At 62.3% G+C, this 20278-nt stretch carries 20 protein-coding genes, 1 tRNA gene and 1 pseudogene; 17 read left to right on the top strand and 5 right to left on the bottom strand.

What is annotated here, in order from left to right; translation table 11 throughout:
* Nucleotides 1-173 precede the first annotated feature (173 nt).
* Entirely contained in the window at nt 174-1733 is a 1560-nt protein-coding gene (locus ACEWPM_RS06650) for an ABC transporter substrate-binding protein (protein ID WP_393961647.1), read from the bottom strand.
* A gap of 396 nt (nt 1734-2129) precedes the next feature.
* Between ACEWPM_RS06650 and betC the strand changes: the two genes are divergently transcribed.
* Entirely contained in the window at nt 2130-3644 is a 1515-nt protein-coding gene (gene betC, locus ACEWPM_RS06645) for a choline-sulfatase (protein WP_393961646.1), read from the top strand.
* 79 nt (nt 3645-3723) lie between these two features.
* The gene (locus ACEWPM_RS06640) at nt 3724-3966 is read left to right on the top strand and encodes an HP1242/YdcH family protein (RefSeq protein ID WP_393961645.1); all 243 of its coding nucleotides are present in this window, start codon (nt 3724-3726) and stop codon (nt 3964-3966) included.
* A gap of 108 nt (nt 3967-4074) precedes the next feature.
* Here ACEWPM_RS06640 and ACEWPM_RS06635 read toward each other — a convergent pair whose 3' ends face one another.
* Both ACEWPM_RS06635 and ACEWPM_RS06630 read right to left on the bottom strand, forming a co-directional pair.
* On the bottom strand, nt 4075-5454 hold the full coding sequence (locus ACEWPM_RS06635) for a helix-turn-helix domain-containing protein (protein WP_393961644.1): 1380 nt from the start codon (nt 5452-5454) through the stop codon (nt 4075-4077).
* Between the two features lie 70 nt (nt 5455-5524).
* Nucleotides 5525-6742, bottom strand: a pseudogene (locus ACEWPM_RS06630) (multidrug effflux MFS transporter).
* A 195-nt stretch (nt 6743-6937) separates the two neighbouring features.
* Between ACEWPM_RS06630 and ACEWPM_RS06625 the strand changes: the two are divergent.
* From ACEWPM_RS06625 to ACEWPM_RS06590, 8 genes are all read left to right on the top strand, one after another.
* Entirely contained in the window at nt 6938-8470 is a 1533-nt protein-coding gene (locus ACEWPM_RS06625; RefSeq protein WP_393961643.1) for an acyl-CoA carboxylase subunit beta, read from the top strand.
* Nucleotides 8471-8592: 122 nt separating this feature from the next.
* On the top strand, nt 8593-8859 hold the full coding sequence (locus ACEWPM_RS06620) for a DUF7218 family protein (protein WP_393961642.1): 267 nt from the start codon (nt 8593-8595) through the stop codon (nt 8857-8859).
* A complete protein-coding gene (locus tag ACEWPM_RS06615) occupies nt 8757-9242 on the top strand; it encodes a DUF6497 family protein (protein WP_393961641.1) in 486 nt (161 codons plus the stop codon). The genes ACEWPM_RS06620 and ACEWPM_RS06615 overlap by 103 nt, the downstream gene beginning before the upstream one ends.
* A gap of 214 nt (nt 9243-9456) precedes the next feature.
* Nucleotides 9457-9591 (top strand): hypothetical protein, encoded by a 135-nt coding sequence (locus ACEWPM_RS06610; RefSeq protein ID WP_393961640.1) that lies wholly within the window; start codon nt 9457-9459, stop codon nt 9589-9591.
* Nucleotides 9592-9687: 96 nt separating this feature from the next.
* Nucleotides 9688-10047: a hypothetical protein gene (locus tag ACEWPM_RS06605; RefSeq protein WP_393961639.1), complete on the top strand. Its 360-nt coding sequence runs from the start codon at nt 9688-9690 to the stop codon at nt 10045-10047.
* A 382-nt stretch (nt 10048-10429) separates the two neighbouring features.
* The gene (locus ACEWPM_RS06600; protein WP_393961638.1) at nt 10430-10651 is read left to right on the top strand and encodes a hypothetical protein; all 222 of its coding nucleotides are present in this window, start codon (nt 10430-10432) and stop codon (nt 10649-10651) included.
* A gap of 97 nt (nt 10652-10748) precedes the next feature.
* A complete protein-coding gene (gene accC, locus ACEWPM_RS06595) occupies nt 10749-12749 on the top strand; it encodes an acetyl-CoA carboxylase biotin carboxylase subunit (RefSeq protein WP_393961637.1) in 2001 nt (666 codons plus the stop codon).
* 18 nt (nt 12750-12767) lie between these two features.
* Complete coding sequence (locus ACEWPM_RS06590; protein ID WP_393961636.1) at nt 12768-13274, top strand: hypothetical protein; 507 nt, start codon at nt 12768-12770, stop codon at nt 13272-13274.
* A gap of 25 nt (nt 13275-13299) precedes the next feature.
* On the opposite strand, the gene ACEWPM_RS06585 is transcribed toward ACEWPM_RS06590, so the two are convergent.
* Nucleotides 13300-13761, bottom strand: a complete 462-nt coding sequence (locus tag ACEWPM_RS06585; RefSeq protein ID WP_393961635.1) for a DUF4174 domain-containing protein — start codon at nt 13759-13761, stop codon at nt 13300-13302.
* Nucleotides 13762-13937: 176 nt separating this feature from the next.
* Here ACEWPM_RS06585 and ACEWPM_RS06580 point away from each other — a divergent pair, with 176 nt between their 5' ends.
* A complete protein-coding gene (locus ACEWPM_RS06580; RefSeq protein ID WP_393961633.1) occupies nt 13938-14891 on the top strand; it encodes a hypothetical protein in 954 nt (317 codons plus the stop codon).
* Nucleotides 14845-16977, top strand: coding sequence for a methylmalonyl-CoA mutase (gene scpA / locus ACEWPM_RS06575; protein ID WP_393961632.1), 2133 nt, complete (start codon nt 14845-14847; stop codon nt 16975-16977). Before ACEWPM_RS06580 ends, scpA begins: the two co-directional genes overlap by 47 nt.
* Nucleotides 16978-17157: 180 nt before the next feature.
* On the opposite strand, the gene ACEWPM_RS06570 is transcribed toward scpA, so the two are convergent.
* Nucleotides 17158-17233: transfer RNA gene (locus ACEWPM_RS06570), tRNA-Met, on the bottom strand.
* A gap of 165 nt (nt 17234-17398) precedes the next feature.
* Between ACEWPM_RS06570 and ACEWPM_RS06565 the strand changes: the two genes are divergently transcribed.
* The 5 genes from ACEWPM_RS06565 (at nt 17399) to ACEWPM_RS06545 (ending at nt 20271) form a co-directional block, all read left to right on the top strand.
* Nucleotides 17399-18010: a VOC family protein gene (locus ACEWPM_RS06565; RefSeq protein WP_393961630.1), complete on the top strand. Its 612-nt coding sequence runs from the start codon at nt 17399-17401 to the stop codon at nt 18008-18010.
* 37 nt (nt 18011-18047) lie between these two features.
* Nucleotides 18048-18317, top strand: coding sequence for a hypothetical protein (locus tag ACEWPM_RS06560; RefSeq protein ID WP_393961696.1), 270 nt, complete (start codon nt 18048-18050; stop codon nt 18315-18317).
* Nucleotides 18211-18477, top strand: a complete 267-nt coding sequence (locus ACEWPM_RS06555; RefSeq protein ID WP_393961694.1) for a GNAT family N-acetyltransferase — start codon at nt 18211-18213, stop codon at nt 18475-18477. Before ACEWPM_RS06560 ends, ACEWPM_RS06555 begins: the two co-directional genes overlap by 107 nt.
* An 82-nt stretch (nt 18478-18559) precedes the next feature.
* Complete coding sequence (locus tag ACEWPM_RS06550; protein WP_393961629.1) at nt 18560-19243, top strand: TerB family tellurite resistance protein; 684 nt, start codon at nt 18560-18562, stop codon at nt 19241-19243.
* On the top strand, nt 19240-20271 hold the full coding sequence (locus ACEWPM_RS06545; RefSeq protein ID WP_393961628.1) for an endonuclease/exonuclease/phosphatase family protein: 1032 nt from the start codon (nt 19240-19242) through the stop codon (nt 20269-20271). Before ACEWPM_RS06550 ends, ACEWPM_RS06545 begins: the two co-directional genes overlap by 4 nt.
* Nucleotides 20272-20278: the final 7 nt, after the last annotated feature.

Genomic DNA, 20278 nt, shown 5'->3' with positions numbered 1-20278 from the left:
TGTCGGTATCCGGGCAGGGGCTTTGCCTGATTAGAACCACGGGACTTGCGTTCTGCGCAAGCCTCGGAACGTGCCCGAGGGCGTCCAACACGAAAAATGCTGCCGGGCCGTGGTGCGGCGCGGCAGCATTGATTTTCCGGTCAGTGGGGCGGCGCGCCGCCCCTAAGCCTGAATCAGGCGAACCACCAACGCTCGGCCCAGCGCTCGCCGTCCATGTCCCAGTTTGACGCGACATTCTCGGGCATGCCGATCTTCTTATGCGAGCCGTAGACGTAGTTGGCAAACATCGGGATCACGATCGAACCCTGGGTGCTGACGATCTCCTGCAACTCCCAGTATTGCTGGCGGCGCTTGTCCTGATCCAGTTCGGCACGAGCCTGCTTGAGCAGCGTATCGAAATGTTCGTTGCACCAGAAACCGTCATTCCAGTCGGCGCCGCAGGTAAAGGCGGTCGCGAACATCTGGTCCTGCACGGGGCGGCCGCCCCAATAGACGGCGGTGAAGGGTTTCTTCATCCACACGTCCGACCAGTAGCCATCATTCGGCTCGCGCACGACCTTCAGATCGATGCCCGCCTCCTTGGCCGAATTCTGATAGAGCGTGGCGGCATCGACCGCACCGGCAAAGGCGGCGTCCGAGGCCGAAAGGCTGACTTCGAGACTGTCGAGCCCGGCTTCCTTCAGATAGAATTTGGCCTTGTCGGGATCGAAGGTCTTTTGCTCCAGCTCGGTATTGTAGAACTGCTGGCCCGAGCCGATCGGCATGTCGTTGCCGACCGAGCCGTAGCCGAAGAGGATTTTTTCGACCAGCTCCTCGCGGTTGACCGCGTATTTCATCGCCAGCCGCACGTTGTTGTCGGTATAGGGCTCTGCGCGCGAATCCATGGCGAAAGTGAAATGCTGTGTGCCCGCGATCGAGCTGATGTTCAGATCAGCGTTGCGCGCCAGCAGGCCGACGGTCTTGAGATCCAGCTTGTCGATGGTATCGACATCGCCCGACACCAGGGCCGTTGTGCGGGCGTTCTGATCGGTCAGTGACAGCATTTCGATCGTGTCGAACCAGGCGACATCATCGCGCCAGTGATTCTCGTTGCGCTCGAACGTGGTGGACACGCCTGCGTTGAAATCGCGGATCTTGTAGCTGCCGCAGCCATCGCCCGACTTCCAGTCAATGCCGGCCTCACCGTCGGCGGGAAGAACAGGAAGGTGGTAATCGCTAAGGATAAAGGGGAAGTCGGCATTGCCGCCATCGAGCTTGAAGATCACGGTATCGCCTTCGATTGTGATCTCCTGGATCGGGGCGACAATCGGCGCGGCGGCCGAGGTGGTGCCTTCGGCACGATGGAAATTGATCGATGCGGCCACGTCCTCGGGTGTGACCGTCTTACCCGAATGGTAGGTGACGCCCTTGCGGATCTTGAAGCGCCATGTTGCGGCATCCTCGGACGCCTCCCAGCTTTCGGCGATCTCGGGGCCGATCGAACCATCGGCCAGCACTTCGGTCAGGTGGCCGTCCTTGGCGAAGGTCAGCGCAATCATATAGCCGTTTTCCCACTGGCCGGGGTTCAGCGTATCGGTTGTCTGGCCATGTCCCTTGCCGACGCGCAGGTGGCCGCCCTTCTTGGGCGTGGCGGCCATGGCGCCGCCCAGCGGCAGAGAGGCCGCAACGGCACCTGCAGCGGTGGTTTTCAGAAATCCGCGCCGGTCAAGGCGTCCATTCGTGATGAGCGACATGTAAATCTTCCCTTTTATCGTTTCTATCAAGGTCTTGTTTTTCATCCCGCCACACGTGGCAGGGGGGTGCCTTGTCTCTTCCGGTTGGTCATTGCCGCGCTGCGGTTTCCGGATCCGCGGCCTGCGGCGCCTCTGTCGGGGCGGGCAGGCGATGATGCGCCTCACAACGTTATGATACCGTTGCGCCGGGTTGCAACCATTTACGGGCGCGCCGCGGGGCAGCGTTGCGGGCGCCGCTGAGCATTCAGTCTGCAGATTGACGAGTCAATGAAATTTCAATAGCGCCGCGGTGAACCTTGTGTGACAGCACGAGTGCAGCCGCGCGCCCCGGTGCCAAAGGAGGGACGGGCCGCGCCTTGCGCCCTGCCGCCCATGCAGCCTGAGAGGAGTCCGCACATGAGCCGTCCCAATATCCTGATCTTCATGGTCGACCAGTTGAACGGCACGCTGTTTCCCGATGGCCCTGCCGACTGGCTGCACGCGCCCAATCTCAAGCGGCTCGCCGCGCGCTCCACACGCTTTGCCAATGCCTATACCGCCAGCCCCCTTTGTGCGCCGGGGCGCGCCAGTTTCATGTCGGGCCTTTTGCTCTCGCGGTCCCGCGTCTATGACAACGCTGCGGAATTCGCCGCTGATATCCCCACCTACGCGCATCACCTGCGGCGCGCGGGCTATCAGACCTGCCTTTCGGGCAAGATGCATTTCGTCGGCCCCGACCAGATGCATGGCTTTGAAGAGCGCCTGACGACTGATATATATCCCGCCGATTTCGGCTGGACGCCCGATTACCGCAAGCCCGGCGAGCGGATCGAGTGGTGGTATCACAACATGGGCAGCGTCACCGGCGCGGGTGTGGCCGAAATTTCCAACCAGATGGAGTATGATGACGAGGTCGCCTACGAGGCAACGCGCAAGGTCTATGACCTGGCGCGTGGCAAGGATCTGCGCCCGTGGTGCCTGACGGTCAGCTTCACCCATCCCCATGATCCCTATGTGGCGCGCAAGAAATACTGGGATCTCTACGAGGATTGCGAGCACCTGCTGCCCGAGGTTCCGGCCTTTGCCTACGAAGACCACGATCCCCATTCGCAGCGCATCTTCGACGCCAATGACTGGCGCAGCTATGACATCACAGAGGATCACATCCGCCGCGCGCGGCGGGCCTATTTCGCCAATATCTCGTATCTCGACGACAAGATCGGCGAGGTGATGGAGGCGCTAGACGGTACGCGCCAGACCGAGGAAACGATCATTCTGTTCGTCTCGGATCACGGCGACATGCTGGGCGAGCGCGGGCTCTGGTTCAAGATGAGCTTCCTTGAGGGCTCGTCGCGCGTGCCGATGATGATCGCGGCACCGGGGATGGAGCCGGGGCGCATCGACACGCCCGTCAGCAATATCGACGTCTGCCCGACGCTGTGCGATCTGGCGGGTGTCAGTATTGAGGAGATCGCGCCATGGGTCGCGGGACAATCGCTGGTCCCGCTGGGTCAGGGCCAGACGCGCGAGGCGCCGGTTGCGATGGAATACGCCGCCGAGGCGTCCTACGCGCCGCTCGTCTCGCTGCGGCAGGGCAAGTGGAAGTTCAACCGCTGCAGCCTCGATCCTGATCAGCTCTTTGATCTTGAGGCCGATCCGCATGAGCTGACCAATCTGGCCGCTGATCCGGCCCATGCCGACACGCAGAAAGCGTTTTCAGACATGGCCGAGGCGCGCTGGGATCTGCAGGCTTTCGACGCGCAGGTGCGCGAATCCCAGGCGCGGCGCTGGGTGGTTTACGAGGCGCTGCGCGAGGGTGGCTATTACCCATGGGACTATCAGCCGCTGAAAAAGGCGTCCGAGCGCTATATGCGCAATCACATGGACCTGAACGTGGTTGAAGAAAATGCGCGTTTTCCGCGCGGGGAGTAGCGCGGTTTGATTCGAGTCAATGCGCGGGCGGATTTGCCCGCGCAAACTGTACACAACCTGCAACAAGAGGAGTCCGCAGATGACCCATGTCCCCCACCAGCTGAGCGAAGAATTCCCGGACAAGACCGAGGAAATTGCCAAGCTGGAGCAAACCAACGCCCATTTCGCCAGGCTGTCCAAAGAATATGACGAGGTGAACCGCATCATCCACAAGGCCGAAACCAATGTCGCCCCGATGGATGAGTTGGCCGAGAGCGAGCAGCGCCGCAAGCGCGCCGTACTCAAGGACGAGATCTATGCCATGCTGACCAAGGCTGCTTGAAGCGTTCAAGCTTAAACTTGAAGCATTCACTTAATGCGAAACGCGCGCATCGTTCAAACGTTGCTCGCGTTTTTCGAAAAGCTGTGAATCAGGTTTTTCGCAAAACTATTAGCCGACCTCGTAAGGTAGCACGCCGCGCGCGTCCGGCCTTATGGTCAGGCGCCGCTCGAGCGGGGGGATGGAGCGCTGATGGCACTCCGTCCGCTCGCAGATGCGGCAGGAAATTCCGATGGGCTCGAACGCGGCCGGACTGCTGAGGTCCAGCCCATCGGCATAGACGAGGGCGGGCGCATGCTTGACCTCGCATCCCAGAGCTATGGCAAAGCGGCGCACGGGCGCACCGAAATGGCCGCCCGGCTTTGAGACGTCCCGCGCAAGATTGATGTAGCGCACGCCGTCCGGCGTCTCGGCCAGTTGGCGCAGGAAGCGTCCGGGCGTCTCGAACGCGCGGTGCACGTTCCAGAGAGGGCAAGCGCCGCCATAGCGCGCGAACTGCATCCGCGTGGCCGAGTGCCGCTTGGTGATTGTGCCCGCCTGATCGACCCTCACAAAAAAGAACGGAATGCCCTTGGCACCGGGGCGCTGCAAGGTGCTGAGTCGGTGGCACACCTGCTCGATCGACGCGCCGAAGCGATGCGCCAGCACCTCCAGATCATGCCGGCAGTCGCGCGCGGCTGTGAGGAAGGCAGTGTAGGGCATCATCGCCGCGCCCGCATAATAGTTGGCAAGGCCGATTTTCGCGATGGCGCGCGCCTCGTCCGACTGGAACCGGGCCAGGTCCAGCGTCGCTTCCAGCAGTTGCTCCTGGGTCAGCAGCGCCAGTTGTAGCAATAGCTGAAATCGCCGAGTTTCCGGCGCGGCGCGGGCGCTGAGGTAGAGGATGCCGCTACTCCGGTCCAACCGCCGCAGCGGGCCGTCATCGGTATTGACCACCGTGATCCCGATCCGCGCCAGCGCCTCGGTTGCGCCATCGGGGGCCGAGGCGGCAAACCGCTCGGCGGCGCGGTCGACGGCGTCGATGTAATTGTCGCAATAGTGAAAGAAATCGCGCACTTCGGTCCAGGGGCTTTGCTGGGTGAGGGCATCATCTGCCCCCAGGGCCTCATCTAGCGAGGCTAGCCGCTCGTGTGTCTGGCGATAGGCGCCGTGCAGCTCCAGAAAGGCGCGGGCGAAGGCGGGGGCATTGGAGGCGACAAGGCGCAGATCGGCCAGCCCCGGCGGGTCGGCAAAGATTGGATCGGCCAGCGCCTCGCGGATGTCGCCGGCCATGCGCTCGGCCTCGCCCGACCCCAGCTCGGTCACGTCAAAGCCGAATTCCTGCGCCAGCGCCAGCACGACGGTGGTGCTGACGGGGCGATTGTTATTCTCCATCTGGTTCAGATAGGGCAGGGACACGCCAAGACGGGCGGCGAAATCCTTTTGCGTGAGGCCGATGCGCTGGCGCGTCTCGCGCAGCTTGGCCCCGGCGTAGAGTTTTCGGGTCGCCATGCGCGCCTCATTTGCAAGTTAGCCTGATGCGCAGACTATGTTTGCAAATTCGCGCGTGCAAGCACCCAGATCACAGCACGCCCAGCCGTGCCTCGCGCCGCATCACCAGCAGGATGGTCGCCACCGCGCCGAGGGCCGTGACCAGCATGATCCAAAGCAGCGGATAGGCGCCTGATTGCGGCGTCAGCCAGGCGCCCGCCAGCGCCGACAGCGCCGCGCCCCCGCCGATCATCAGCGCGCCCGCAAGGCCGCTTGCCGTGCCGGCCAGATCGGGCCGAACTGAGAGCGCGCCCGCCGTGGCGTTGGGGATGGTCATCCCGTTGCCAAGCCCCATCAGCATCATCAGCCCGAAAAAGCTGAGCGCGGTGCCGAAACCGGCGTAGAAGAGACTCAGATTTATGGCGATGCCCACCGCATTGGCGATGGTGCCCCAATAGACCATGCGGTTAACCCCCACCTCGACCGAGAAGCGGCCCGACAGGTAGTTTCCGGCGAAATAGCCCACCGCAGGTGCGCCAAAATAAAATCCGATCTCGTGCGGGGCGAGGCCGAAGACGTGATCGCCCACATATGGCGCGCCGCCCAAATACGCAAAGAACGCGCCCGAGGAGAGCGCCGCCGCGCCCGCATAGCCCCAGAACCGCAACGACCTGCAAAGCACCGGATACTCGCGGAACTGCTGCGAGAAGCTAAGCCCGCTGCCCTGCGCCGTCTCGCCCAGATCGGCCCATGTCAGCGCCAAGATCAGGATGCCGACTGCCGCCAGAACCCAGAAATTTGCTTACCAGCCAAAGGCTTGCTCCAGCATGCCGCCAAACATCGGGCCGACCATGGGCACCACGGCCATGCCCATCGTGACATAGCCGATCATGCTGGCAGCGCGGTCTTGGGGGACCATGTCGCGCACCACGGCGCGGCTGAGAACCATGGCCACTACGATGCCCGCCTGCACCATACGAAACGTCAGGAACATGGCGGCGCTGGTCGATAGCGCGCAGCCGATACTGGCAAGGATGAAGATGACCATGCCTGCCATGATCACCGGGCGGCGGCCCAGTTTGTCCGAGACGGGGCCGATCAGGATTTGCAGTACCGCATTTACCGCCAAGTAGAGCGCGACCGACAGCTGCATCAGGCGATAGGGCGCATCGAAATAGGTGGCCATGTTCGGCAGCGAGGGCAGGAAGATATTCATCGCCAGCGCCGACAGCCCCGTCATGACGATCAGCGTCGAGATATGCGGCGGCGTCGAGCGATCCAGGAATTTGACTTGGGTCTTTGAGGGCATGCGCAATGGCTAGGCCGACGCTGCGACAGAGTCCATCTGGGCGCAGGCGGTTATGCAAGTTTGCAAATTGCAATGGGCGGAATTGCCTGTGTTTGCAAATTTGCCGAAATTTGCTGTCGCATGATAACCGATGCGGTATAGCCTGCGCCAAATGGTCAGACGGCCAGTCAGCCAAGAGGACAGGGGAAGAGCGCCATGAAGGACATCTTGCAGGAACTTGAGAACCGCCGCGCCGAAGCGCGTGCAGGTGGTGGTGCCCGCCGCGTCGAGGCCCAGCACGCCAAGGGCAAGCTGACGGCGCGCGAGCGGGTCGAGCTCTTGCTGGACGAAGGCAGCTTTGAAGAGTTCGACATGTTCGTCGCACACCGCTGCACCGATTTCGGCATGGAAAAGGACCGCCCTTACAGCGACGGCGTCGTCACCGGCTGGGGCACGATCAATGGCCGTCTGGTCTATGTGTTCTCTCAGGATTTCACCGTGCTGGGCGGCTCGGTGTCCGAGACGCATGCCAAGAAGATCTGCAAGATCATGGATATGGCCGTGCAGAACGGCGCGCCGGTCATTGGCATCAACGATTCGGGCGGCGCGCGCATTCAGGAAGGTGTCGACAGTCTTGCCGGCTATGGCGAGGTGTTCCAGCGCAACATCACCGCCTCGGGTGTCGTGCCGCAGATCAGCGTCATCATGGGCCCCTGCGCGGGCGGCGCGGTCTATAGCCCCGCAATGACGGACTTCATCTTCATGGTGAAAGACAGCAGCTACATGTTTGTGACCGGCCCCGACGTGGTCAAGACCGTGACGAATGAGCAGGTCACCGCCGAGGAGCTCGGCGGCGCGACCACGCATACCCGTAAATCCAGCGTGGCCGATGCCGCCTTCGAGAACGATGTCGAGGCGCTGGCCGAGGTGCGTCGCCTCGTCGATTTCCTGCCTTCGTCCAACCGCGAAAAACCACCTGTTCGCCCGTTCTTTGACGAGCCGGGCCGGATCGAGGACAGCCTCGATACGCTGGTGCCGGACAATCCCAACATGCCCTATGACATGAAGGAATTGATCCTCAAGATCGCGGATGAGGGCGATTTCTACGAGATTCAGGAGGAATTCGCCAAGAACATGATCACCGGCTTTGTCCGGATCGAGGGGCAGACCGTGGGCGTCGTCGCCAACCAGCCGATGGTGCTGGCCGGGTGCCTCGACATCGACAGCAGCCGCAAGGCGGCGCGCTTTGTGCGCTTTTGCGACTGCTTCGAGATCCCGCTGTTGACGCTGGTCGATGTGCCCGGTTTCCTGCCCGGCGTCACGCAGGAATATAATGGCGTGATCAAGCACGGAGCCAAACTGCTTTTTGCCTATGGCGAGGCGACGGTGCCCAAGGTGACTGTCATCACCCGCAAGGCCTATGGCGGGGCGTATGTGGTGATGGCGTCCAAGCATCTGAGCGCCGATTTCAACTACGCGTGGCCCACCTCGGAAATCGCGGTGATGGGCGCCAAGGGCGCGACCGAGATCATCCACCGCGCCGATCGCGGCGATGCCGAGAAACTGGCGGCCCATGCCAAGGACTACGAGGACCGTTTCGCCAGCCCCTTCGTCGCCGCTGAGCGCGGCTTTGTCGATGAGGTGATCATGCCGCATTCCACGCGCAAGCGCGTTGCGCGGGCCTTCGCCTCGCTACGCGGGAAAAAGGCGCAGATGCCTTGGAAAAAGCACGACAACATCCCGCTGTAGGCGGGCGCGGCAAGAGGCTGGAGGCATTGGCATGAAGAGGCAGCAGCAGATTACAGGGCCAGGCCGCGCAGTGGGAACCGCGCTGCCACCAAGCGCGTTTTTCGCAATAAAGGAGGCATGTCATGGCCAAATCGAACGACGGAAACAGCATCAAGGACGCGGATACCTACGAGTCGCTGCGCGACGAGGGTGCATCCAAGGAGAAGGCGGCGCGGATTGCCAATGCCAAGGCGAACGACAGCATGAGCCCCTCGAAGAAGGGCGGCAAGGCGCCGCCTTACGAGGAGTGGAGCAAGGACGACCTCTACGAGCGCGCGCAGGAAATCGGAATCGAGGGACGCTCGGACATGGACAAGGACGAGCTGATCAAGGCGCTGCGAAACCACTGACGCGCCGGCGGTTTGCCGCCGCAATCGGTGCGGCCGCCGCGCTGTTTGCGGCGCCTGCGGCTGCCGAAAGTGTCACGCTGCCATCCGGTCTGACCGCCCAGCTTCACGAGGTCATCGTGGAGGACCAGTTCAAGATCCGGCTGCGCTATGTCTCGGAAGGGTTCGATCCTTTGGGCATGGACCCGGAAAGCCTGCTGGTCGATATGACCTTCCTTTGCGAAAACAGTAACTTGGCGCCAATCACCCAGCCCGGCGGCACGGTACATGTCATCGTGTCCATTGCCGACCAGCCGGCGGAATTCGGCATATTGAACACCGATATTCGGCAAAGTTTCGACGCCTTCACCATGGCCGATGGCACCTGCATCTGGGAGGCATTTTGATGTATCCACAATATCTTGCGCGGAGTTGTTCACCCTCACGGGTTTGTGAGGCTTTGAGGACACATACCTCGCGCATTCGTGCAATGACGTATCGCTTTGCGCGAAACTGCACTATTCTCGGCACCGATTGCACCCAAGCAATCCATATCTCGAAGACACGGTGGGGCGTTTGCCTATGCGCGACCCCGCTTTCAAAAAGTGACAGGAGAATTCAATGTCGAATGCTATCAAGAGCCTTATGGCCCTCGGCCTGGTCGTCGCAGTCTCGGCTTGCCAGCAGGCGCCCGAGGACGATTACGTCGTGGTCGAGCCCGTTACCGTCGAGCCCGTTCAGACCGGCAAGTACTAATCCGCATTGTCGGACCTTGATACCGGGGCAGGCCGCTGGGCCTGCCTCGACCCTCGCTCATAGCCTGCGCCAGCGCCCGGTATCGGAGGGCGTGGCATGATCAAGCATCGCGGCTTCCCCGGCAGATTGCCGTCCTCCGATTTTCAATTCACCATCCGCCGCGCCAATCCCAAAGGCGCCACGCCCCTCATTCGGCGCGAGCGTTATGCCGACCGGCGCACGCCTGACCGGCGTGCCGATACCGGCTTTGTCCGGGCACTTTACGAGTGCTTCGGTGACGAGCCGTTCGAGCGGGGCAATCTCGACGCAGGGCGGCTCTCGTGGCTGCTGGGGCGCGAGGTGCTGCCAGTGTCCGATCCGTTCGATCCCACGGATTATGAGGCGCTCCTGGTTCTTGACGTCGAGGCGGCGCGCCGGTCCTTTCCTGCAGCCTTCGATGACGAGGACGGTGCATGAGCCTGTGCGCCGCTCATCCTGCTGACCGCTCCGGCATGAATTTGCCCATGGTTTTCGCGTCTGCGCGGAATGCAGCCGATAATTGTATCGCACCCGAATTTGACTTGGCGGGGCGCTGTGGCGGTGGCACCTTTGTCTACGTAGTGGCGGACCTTCCCCAAGGGTCCGGGGCACCATGTCCACACCGTTACCCTTCCCCTGACGGGCGGCGTCTCGCAGAATTGCGGGCGTCGCTCTTTTTTTACTGCAAACCAAATGCTTGGATCAATCGGCGGCAGCCCGCCCATAGGCGGCCAGAATGTGCGGAGCCTTTTGACGTTACAACGATTTTGACCTCTGATAACTTTGCGCTTCGCGCAGAACAACCAAGGGGCAAGAGAGCATGTTTAGACCGATCAGAAAACAACCTAGGGTGGTATTCGCTATCGTCGCGCTATCAACCCTTGCGGCGTGCGGGGATACCGTCGTCGAGCAGGCAGCCATCGGCGGGGTGGGCGGCCTCGGGACGTCGGCCGTGCTCGGCGGCAACCTTGCGGCAGGCGCCGTCGTGGGCGCCGCTGGCAACGTCGCCTATTGCCAGGCCTTCCCGGACCGCTGCAACTGATATCACCGCGCATCGCGCGAGTTTCATCGAACCATCCGTGCCACCGGGCGCGGGTGGTTTTTTTCGTTTCAAGACCCAATCATAAGGGGACATACCCATGTTCAAGAAGATCCTGATCGCCAACCGTGGCGAAATCGCCTGCCGCGTCATCAAGACGGCCAAGCAGATGGGTATCCAGACCGTCGCGATCTATTCCGATGCTGACCGGAACGCACTGCATGTGCGCATGGCCGATGAGGCGGTGCATATCGGCCCCGCTCCGGCCAACGAGAGCTATATCGTCATCGACAAGGTGATGGCTGCGATCAAGGAGACGGGCGCGGAGGCGGTGCATCCCGGTTATGGCTTCCTGTCGGAGAATGCCAAGTTCGCCGAGGCGCTGGAGGCAGCTGGTGTCGCCTTCATCGGGCCGCCCAAGGGCGCGATCGAGGCGATGGGCGACAAGATCACGTCCAAGAAGCTGGCGCAGGAGGCGGGCGTCTCGACGGTGCCTGGCTATATGGGCCTGATCGAGGACGCGGAGGAGGCAGTCAAGATCTCGAACGAGGTCGGCTATCCGGTGATGATCAAGGCCAGCGCCGGGGGCGGCGGCAAGGGTATGCGCATCGCGTGGAACGATGACGAGGCGCGCGAGGGCTTCCAAAGCTCCAAGAACGAAGCGGCCAGCAGCTTTGGGGATGACCGGATCTTCATCGAGAAATTCGTAACGCAGCCGCGCCATATCGAGATCCAAGTGCTGTGCGATAGCCATGGCAACGGCATCTACCTAGGCGAGCGGGAATGCAGCATTCAGCGCCGCAACCAGAAGGTCATTGAAGAGGCGCCGAGCCCGTTTCTGGACGAGAAGACCCGCGCCGCGATGGGCAAACAGGCGGTCGCATTGGCGCAGGCGGTGGATTACACCAGCGCGGGCACGGTGGAATTCATCGTCGATGGCGAGCGGAATTTCTACTTTCTCGAGATGAATACGCGCTTGCAGGTTGAGCATCCGGTGACCGAGCTGATTACCGGTGTCGACCTGGTCGAGCAGATGATCCGCGTGGCGCATGGCGAGGTGCTGCAACTCAGCCAAGATGAGATCAAGCTGAACGGCTGGGCAATGGAGTGCCGCCTTTATGCCGAGGATCCTTATCGCAACTTCCTGCCCTCCATCGGGCGGCTTACGCGCTATCGCCCCCCGGAGGAGCTGGACGTTGAGGGCGCCATCGTGCGTAACGATACCGGCGTCTATGAAGGCGGCGAGATCAGCATGTATTACGACCCGATGATTGCCAAGCTGTGCACATGGGGACCGGACCGCGATGCGGCGATCGAAGGGATGCGCGTCGCGCTTGACAGTTTCGAGGTCGAAGGCATCGGGCATAACCTGCCCTTCCTGTCTGCGGTGATGGATCACCCCAAGTTTGTCTCGGGCGACATCACGACGGCCTTTATCGCCGAGGAGTATCCCGATGGGTTCGACGGCGCCGTTCTGGACGATGCAACGCTGCGCCGCGTTGCCGCCTCATGCGCCGCTATGCACCGGGTGGGCGAGATCCGCCGCACGCGAATTTCAGGGCGCATGGACAATCACGAGCGCAAGGTAGGCGATGACTGGAACGTCGCCCTGCAGGGCACGAGCTTTGATCTGCATATCGAGGCGCGCCGCGGCGGGGCCACGGTGCATTTCGAAGATGGTTCGGCCGTCGAGGTCGTCAGCGACTGGACGCCGGGCGACCATCTGGCCCGGATCGATGTGGATGGTGCGCCTCTGGTTCTCAAGGTCGGCAAGATCTCGGGCGGATTCCGCATCCGATGCCGAGGTGCCGATCTGAAAGTGCATGTGCGCACGCCCCGTCAGGCCGAACTGGCCGGCCGCATGCCGGAAAAGCAGGCTCCCGACACGTCCAAGATGCTGCTCTGCCCGATGCCGGGCCTGGTGGTCAAGATGAACGTGGCCGTAGGCGAGGAGGTGCAGGAGGGCCAGGCGCTTTGCACCGTCGAGGCGATGAAGATGGAGAACATCCTGCGCGCTGAAAAGCAGGGCGTTGTCAGCGTTGTTAATGCCGGACCGGGCGATAGTCTGGCCGTGGACGAAGTCATCATGGAGTTCGAATAACCCCCAATGCAGCACGCTTTGTCATATTCCTGCCGCGCGGCCATGCTGGGCCTCGCTGCGCTGGCGGTGACCGGTTGCCAGCGCAGCAGCGAGGATGACATGCGCGCGGTGCTGGAAGGGTGGGCGCCCTTGGGCGAAACGCTCAGCTTCACGTCCCGAAGGGACTGCGCGGCGGGCCGTTTCGAATTGGTGGACGCGCGCATCGCGTCGCGCATGAGAGTGGCCGGGGACGCGCGCGAGGCGGCGATGGTCCTGCGCGGTCAGGGCGCGGTCGCAATCGATGATATCCGCCTTACCCCGGATGCTGCCATCGCCGCGTTGATAGAGGCTGATCGCGGTGCCGGGATGGCAATGCGCATGGCTGGCCTCGAGGGGCGCGCCTGCATGGATGCCGGGACCGAGGCCGCCCTAGCCTCCGCGCTGACCAACCCGCGGGCGGTGCTGATGGTTGGCCGTGATCAGGGCATTCTGGGGGTCATGGATGTCGACGCGGGCATCCTTGTCGCAGCAATGGGGGCCGAGTGATGGAACGGCTCAAGCTTTTGTCTCCTCAATCAGGCAGACCGCGCCGCTCTTCGATTTCCTGTTCGCGCATGGGCAGCTTGTCGATGGTGCGGCTGATCTCGCGTACGTCCCAAGGCACCGGCTTGCGCAGATATATCGTGCCGTCCTTCACGATAAGCGCCAGCATGAAGCCGCGCGGGCGCAATTGCTCGCGCAGGGCGCTGTTCGCGTCTGGATCGGTGTCGGTCAGAATGACCACGTCGCGTTCGATGAGCGCGGGCAGCTCGTTGGTCAGAAGTTCGATCTGGCGAACGAATTGCGGATCGTTCGGGCTGTCGGCAAAAACCACGATGGGTCGTTTTTCCCATAGAAATTGCTTCAAATCGATATCGCTACCCTCGATCACGATGCTCTCGGGGGCAGGTTCGCCCCCTGCGGTCGACGCCTCTTGCGCGGCAAGCGAACCCGCCAAAAGACTAGCAAAAACAAGGCTCAGTAATGGTTTCATCGGCACTCCTATCGCGTATCATATAAGCGGGTGTATGCCGATTGCGATGCGCAAAATGACCCATTTGGCGCAAATTTTCTCGTTAAGAGCATCATCAGACATGCAGGCTAGCACCGTTGGCACAAAAGTGCGTCGCCCATTCCGGCGCGGCGCCACAGCCAAAGGCGGGCATTTGAATGGAGATTATCCTGCATCTTGGGGTGCATCGCAGCGCTTCGACCAGCTTTCAACACTATCTGCGCAAGAACGGTGCGCGCCTTGCAGCATCCGGTATAGGCGTGTGGACGCCGCAGCAGACTCGCAAGGGTTTGTTGGAGGGCGTTCTGGGGGGGACGAGCATGTTCAGCGCCGCGAAACAGGCGGCGCGGGCGCGCGGGCGGATTGCATTGGCGCTTTGCACCGCCGAGGAAGCCGGGATACGCCAACTAATCGTCTCGGACGAGAACATGATCGGCACGCCGCGCGGCACGTTGCGCGGCCTGCGCCTCTATCCGGCCATTGGAGAGCGCATGGCGCGCTACGAAACAGCCTTCGGGGGGCGGATCACACGCGTCGCGATCTCGATACGCGCACAGGATGCATGGTGGGCCTCGTGCATCGCATACGCAGTGGCGCGGGGGGCACAGGTGCCGACGTCAAAACATCTTGCGCAAATCGCCTCGGGCGGGCGCGGCTGGCGCAACGTGATCACCGATCTCAGTTGCGCGGTTCCGGAGGCCGAGGTGATGGTGATGCCGCACGAGATATTTGCGGCGCGGCCCGAGGCGCGCCTAAAGGCGCTGACCGGCCACTGCGGCGTGCCTCAGGCTCACGCGCGCGAATGGTTGAACCGCGCGCCGGATCTGCCCGGATTGCGGAGACTGATATTCGAGCGCGGCGGCGATCCTGCGATCCTGCCCGCCGGGCAGGGGGCTTGGCAGCCGTTCTCGGGCGAGGAACGTGCAGACCTGCGCGAGGCCTATCTGGACGATCTCTACTGGCTGCGGGCCGGTGCGGATGGTCTGGCGACTTTGAGAGAAGAACCGAGCCAGGACGAGGCGGGGCAAGCACCGCCCGTTCCTGCGGAGACAAGAGGACGACATCATGACCAAGAAGGTGCAAGCCGAGTGGCGCAAGCTGGCGGAGGCTGAGCTGAAGGGCCGCCCGCTGGAGGATTTGACCTGGCACACGATCGAGGGGATCGACGTGAAGCCGCTCTATACGGCCGAGGATATCAAGGGGCTGGAGCATGTGGGCGGCATTCCGGGCGCCGCGCCTTTCACCCGGGGGGTCAAGGCGACCATGTATGCCGGGCGCCGCTGGACGATCCGGCAATATGCGGGGTTCTCCACCGCCGAGGAATCGAACGCCTTTTATCGCCGCAACCTGGCGGCCGGGCAGCAGGGCGTCTCGGTTGCCTTCGATCTGGCGACGCATCGCGGCTATGACAGCGATCATCCCCGCGTCGAGGGCGATGTGGGCAAGGCCGGCGTCGCCATCGATTCGGTCGAGGACATGAAGATCCTCTTCGACCAGATTCCGCTGGATCAGGTCAGCGTCTCGATGACCATGAATGGCGCGGTCATCCCGGTTCTCGCAAATTTCATCGTCGCGGGCGAAGAGCAGGGGCATGACAAATCGGTTCTGTCCGGCACCATTCAGAATGACATTCTGAAGGAATTCATGGTGCGAAATACATATGTCTATCCGCCCCAGCCCAGCATGCGGATCATCTCGGACATCATCGAATACACCTCGAACGGGATGCCCAGATTCAATTCGATTTCGATCTCGGGCTATCACATGCAGGAGGCGGGCGCGAACCTGGTGCAGGAGCTGGCCTATACGCTGGCCGATGGGCGCGAATATGTGCGGGCCGCGATCGAGGCGGGTATGGATGTCGACAAGTTCGCGGGACGGCTGAGCTTCTTTTTTGCCATTGGCATGAATTTCTTCATGGAGGCCGCGAAGTTGCGCGCCGCGCGTCTGCTGTGGCACCGCATCATGACCGATTTCGGCGCCAAGAATGACCGCTCGAAAATGCTGCGCACCCATTGCCAGACTTCGGGGGTAAGCCTGCAGGAGCAGGACCCCTACAACAACGTCGTGCGCACCGCCTATGAGGCGATGAGTGCGGTTCTGGGCGGCACGCAATCGCTGCACACCAATGCGTTGGATGAGGCGATGGCGCTGCCCACCGATTTCAGCGCGCGGATCGCCCGCAACACCCAGCTCATCCTGCAAGAGGAAACTGGGGTGAGCGCCGTGGTCGACCCGCTGGCTGGCAGCTACTATGTCGAGAGCCTGACCGCCGAGCTGGCCGAAAAGGCGTGGGAGCTGATGGAAGAGGTTGAGGAAATGGGCGGCATGACCAAGGCTGTGGCCAGCGGCATGCCCAAGCTGAGGATCGAGGAATCGGCGGCCAAGCGGCAGGCGATGATCGACCGGGGCACCGAGGTGATCGTTGGCGTCAACAAGTACCGCCGCGATAGCGAGGATCCGATTGACCTGCTGGATATCGACAATTCCAAAGTGCGCGACAGCCAGATCGCACGGCTGGAAAAGATACGGGCCGAACGCGATGAAGATGCCTGCACCGCCGCGCTGGACGAGGTCGAGCGCCGGGCGCGCGAGGGCGGCAACTTGCTGGAAGCGGCGGTAGAGGCGGCCCGCGCCCGCGCCACGGTAGGAGAGATTTCGATGAGCATGGAAAAGGTGTTCGGCCGCCATCGCGCCGAAGTGAAAACGCTGGCCGGAGTCTATGGCGCCGCTTATGAGGGCGACGAGGGTTTTGCCGCCATTCAAAAATCGGTCGAGGATTTCGCCGAGGAAGAAGGCCGCCGTCCCCGGATGCTGGTGGTCAAGATGGGTCAGGACGGGCATGATCGCGGCGCCAAGGTGATTGCGACAGCCTTTGCCGATATCGGCTTCGACGTCGATGTCGGCCCGCTGTTCCAGACGCCCGAAGAGGCCGCGCAGGATGCGATAGATAACGACGTGCATGTCATCGGTATCAGCAGCCAGGCCGCCGGTCACAAGACGCTTGCGCCCAAGCTGGTCGAGGCGCTGAAGGCCCAGGGTGCAGAGGATATCCTGGTGATCTGCGGCGGGGTAATCCCGCAGGCAGATTACGATTTTCTGAGAAGAGCCGGGGTAAAGGCGATCTTCGGGCCGGGCACGAATATCCCCGATGCCGCGCAGGACATCCTCAAGATGATCCGCGAAGCGCGAAAGTAATCCATCACGGCGCGGCGGGAGACTGCCGCGCCTTCGTCCGCTGCTACCGGGACGCGCAAATAGTCATTTGCGCGGGCTTTTTGCCTAGCAAACCGCGAGACGATTTCATCGCTGGGAAGACAGCATTAGGGGCGGGAGGTTATCTTTGAAGCAGGCGCACTTTGCGCTGCAAAGTGTTTATGGTGGCGTGAGGTGGATTTGAACCACCGACCTAACGATTATGAGTCGTTTGCTCTAACCCCTGAGCTACCACGCCATGGGCGCGTGGCTAAGGCAGAGCCGCGCGCCCGTCAAGGTGCAAATCAGACTTCCAAGCCGGTTAATTTGCGGCGGGTGCGCCGGCGGCGAGTGGGATTGAACTTGGCCTGCGGGGGCGTTTAAGGTCAGGCGCGATATGAACCCGATCCGAAAGGTCCTTCATTTGCTTGAACTCGATCACCTTGCCATCGCCGCCGAAACTTTGGGGGAGGGGTGTGAGTGGCTGCATCATGCCATCGATGCGAGTGCCGGACCGGGCGGACAGCATGCGTATTTCGGTACGCATAATCGTCTTTTGGGCCTGTCCGGCGGCCTCTATCTGGAAGTGATCGCGATTGATCCGGAGGCGGCCCCGCTGGATCATGCGCGCTGGTTCGATCTGGATCGTTTTTCCGGTCCACCGCGGCTGCACAACTGGATTTGCCGCACCAGGGATCTGGAAGGCGCTCAGAAGGCGCTGCCGGGAATGGGGCCGCAGGTTGCGCTGGTGCGCGGCGATCTGAAATGGCGTATGGCGGTGCCTGAGGATGGAAAGCTGCCTTTCGATGACTGCCATCCGGCGGTCATTCAATGGGATTGCGACACGCATCCCGCCGCGCTTCTGGCGGATCACGGAATATCGCTGCGGCGGCTGATCGTGACGCATCCCGAGGCGCAGGATCTGGAGGCGCGGCTGGAAGGCCATCTGTCGGACCGCCGCGTTGTCTTCGAGACGGGACAGGCCGGGCTGCGCGCCGAATTCGACACGCCCGGCGGATGCAGGTTCCTGGGATGATCATGCGGCCTGCGCGGGGGACGCTGTCACGCGGATCATGCACTTCTGGAACCCGCAGGTCCGCGATACGGCCATCATCTTTACGACCGCCGATAAGACAGAGGCGATGCTGGCTGCCGAGATCGACGCCTGCGCCGAAGAGGACCGTGCATTGCTGGTGGCGGAAGAAGCGGGGCAGGATCGGTGTGGCCATCTGGTTTATGTCTCGCAAGGGACCGGGCTATGCGCATTCGGCGGAACATACCATCGTGTTGGCGCCGGAGGCTCGGAGGCGCGGCGCGGCCCGCGCACTGACGAGCGCCCTTGAAGAGCGCGCGCAAGCACTTGGCGTGTATGTCCTGGTTGCGGGTGTCGCCGGCGAGAATTCAAGCGGCATCGCGTTTCATGAGGCGCTGAGCTTTGCCGAGGTGGGACGAATGCCACAGGTCGGCCGTAAATTCGGACGGTGGATGGACCTTGCCCTGTAGCAGAAAATTCTCTGAGGCGCTTTTTCGGCGCGGAATGCTGCATCGCACTGACACTGCTGCGCAAAGGCAGTAGGATCGCGCCATGTCGCTCTGGACCCGCATAACCGAGGCCGTGTCGGCTCTCGCCAATGGTGAGGGGCTGAGCCATGTGTTCGAGCGTCTGCGCACGCCGCCCGAGCGGCGCGTGGCCTTTGCCATCGCCGTGATTGCGCTGGGCGCCAAGATGGCCAAGGCCGACGGGCAAGTAACGCGGGGCGAGGTTTCGGCCTTTCGCGAGGTATTTCAGATCGCGCGTAATGACGAGGCCGGCGCGGCGCGGGTTTTCAACCTGGCGCGGCAGGACGTGGCGGGCTTCGAGGAGTATGCCGCGCGTATCAAAGCGATGTTCGGCGATCAGACTGATGCGCTGAGCGATCTCTTGGAGGGGCTCTTTCACATCGCGATGGCAGATGGCCAGTATCACCCTGATGAGAACCTGTTTCTTGAAAGGGTCGCCCAGATATTCGAGTTGCCCGAGCGCGACTTTCAACAGATGCGCTGCCGTTTCGTGCCCGATGCCGCCCCCGACCCCTACCAGGTGCTGGGCGCGTCGCCGGATGACGACATGCAGACGTTGCGCAAACGCTATCGCGAGAAGGTGCGAGCATCGCATCCTGACCGCATGGTTGCGCGCGGTGTGCCAGTCGAAGCGATGCGATTGGCCGAGAAGCGCATGGTCGATATCAATCGCGCATGGGATCAGATCCGCGCGGCGCGCGGCGCATGAGACTGGCCACTTGGAACATCGAATGGTTCAACAGCCTGTTCGATGATGCGGGGCGATTGATGGAAGACGGGGACTGGTCGGCGCGCCGCGATGTAACGCGGCAGGATCAGTCGGCGGCAATTGCGGCGATCATGCGCGCGCTGGATGCCGATGCGCTGATGATCATCGAGGCACCGGATGACAATGGCCAGCGCAGCACGGTGACCGCGCTGGAGGGGTTTGCAGAGGCCAAAGGGCTGCGCACGCGGTGCGCCCTGATGGGGTTTCGCAATGACACACAGCAAGAAATCGCGCTGCTATATGACCCCTACGTGGTAAGCGCGGCGCACGAACCGATGGGTGCGCAGACCGGCAAGCAGGGCGCGACGGGTGCGCCCCGGTTTGATGGCACATTCCGGATCGATCTGGATATCGACGCCAATGAGGATCTGGTGCGGTTTTCCAAGCCGCCGCTGGAGGTGCGGCTGGTGCCACATGGCGGCATCGCGGTGCGATTGATCGGGGTGCACCTGAAATCCAAGGCGCCCTACGGGGCAGCGACGCCTGCGGATGTCATGCGAATGGCGATTGCGAACCGGCGCAAGCAGTTGGCGCAGGCGATATGGCTGCGCGGCCGCGTGATTGAGCATCTGGCGGCTGGGGAGCCCTTGATCGTGATGGGCGATCTGAACGACGGTCCCGGCCTCGATGTCTACGAGGATCTCTTTGGCCGCTCCTCGGTGGAGGTGGTGCTGGGTGATGGGCGGGAGGCGCAGCTGTTTGATCCGCATGCGCATTCTGCGCTGGGCCAGCGCATCGGCGCGCCCTACAGCACATCTCGATTCTACATGAACCATGAGGGCCGCTACATGCAGGCGCTGCTGGACTACATCATGATCTCGCCTGATCTGCGGGAACGGCAGCCGGTCTGGCGGATCTGGCATCCGTTCGACGACGCGGAGTGCTATGGAACACCCGCGCTGCGCGAGGCGCTGTTGACGGCGTCCGATCACTTCCCGGTGACGCTGGATATTGATCTTGGGACTTAAATCGGCG

This window comes from Roseovarius maritimus, from assembly GCF_043355895.2.
Lineage (GTDB): Bacteria > Pseudomonadota > Alphaproteobacteria > Rhodobacterales > Rhodobacteraceae > Roseovarius > Roseovarius maritimus.
Note: the sequence above shows the minus strand (reverse complement) of the source record. Positions and strands in the feature narration are given on the sequence as shown.

Coding starts and splice junctions, on each gene's coding strand:
- ACEWPM_RS06650 (WP_393961647.1), bottom strand. CDS start 1,733: ATGTCGCTCATCACGAATGGACGCCTTGACCGGCGCGGATTTCTGAAA.
- betC (WP_393961646.1), top strand. CDS start 2,130: ATGAGCCGTCCCAATATCCTGATCTTCATGGTCGACCAGTTGAACGGC.
- ACEWPM_RS06640 (WP_393961645.1), top strand. CDS start 3,724: ATGACCCATGTCCCCCACCAGCTGAGCGAAGAATTCCCGGACAAGACC.
- ACEWPM_RS06635 (WP_393961644.1), bottom strand. CDS start 5,454: ATGGCGACCCGAAAACTCTACGCCGGGGCCAAGCTGCGCGAGACGCGC.
- ACEWPM_RS06625 (WP_393961643.1), top strand. CDS start 6,938: ATGAAGGACATCTTGCAGGAACTTGAGAACCGCCGCGCCGAAGCGCGT.
- ACEWPM_RS06620 (WP_393961642.1), top strand. CDS start 8,593: ATGGCCAAATCGAACGACGGAAACAGCATCAAGGACGCGGATACCTAC.
- ACEWPM_RS06610 (WP_393961640.1), top strand. CDS start 9,457: ATGTCGAATGCTATCAAGAGCCTTATGGCCCTCGGCCTGGTCGTCGCA.
- ACEWPM_RS06605 (WP_393961639.1), top strand. CDS start 9,688: ATGATCAAGCATCGCGGCTTCCCCGGCAGATTGCCGTCCTCCGATTTT.
- ACEWPM_RS06600 (WP_393961638.1), top strand. CDS start 10,430: ATGTTTAGACCGATCAGAAAACAACCTAGGGTGGTATTCGCTATCGTC.
- accC (WP_393961637.1), top strand. CDS start 10,749: ATGTTCAAGAAGATCCTGATCGCCAACCGTGGCGAAATCGCCTGCCGC.
- ACEWPM_RS06585 (WP_393961635.1), bottom strand. CDS start 13,761: ATGAAACCATTACTGAGCCTTGTTTTTGCTAGTCTTTTGGCGGGTTCG.
- ACEWPM_RS06580 (WP_393961633.1), top strand. CDS start 13,938: ATGGAGATTATCCTGCATCTTGGGGTGCATCGCAGCGCTTCGACCAGC.
- scpA (WP_393961632.1), top strand. CDS start 14,845: ATGACCAAGAAGGTGCAAGCCGAGTGGCGCAAGCTGGCGGAGGCTGAG.
- ACEWPM_RS06560 (WP_393961696.1), top strand. CDS start 18,048: ATGCACTTCTGGAACCCGCAGGTCCGCGATACGGCCATCATCTTTACG.
- ACEWPM_RS06555 (WP_393961694.1), top strand. CDS start 18,211: ATGTCTCGCAAGGGACCGGGCTATGCGCATTCGGCGGAACATACCATC.
- ACEWPM_RS06550 (WP_393961629.1), top strand. CDS start 18,560: ATGTCGCTCTGGACCCGCATAACCGAGGCCGTGTCGGCTCTCGCCAAT.
- ACEWPM_RS06545 (WP_393961628.1), top strand. CDS start 19,240: ATGAGACTGGCCACTTGGAACATCGAATGGTTCAACAGCCTGTTCGAT.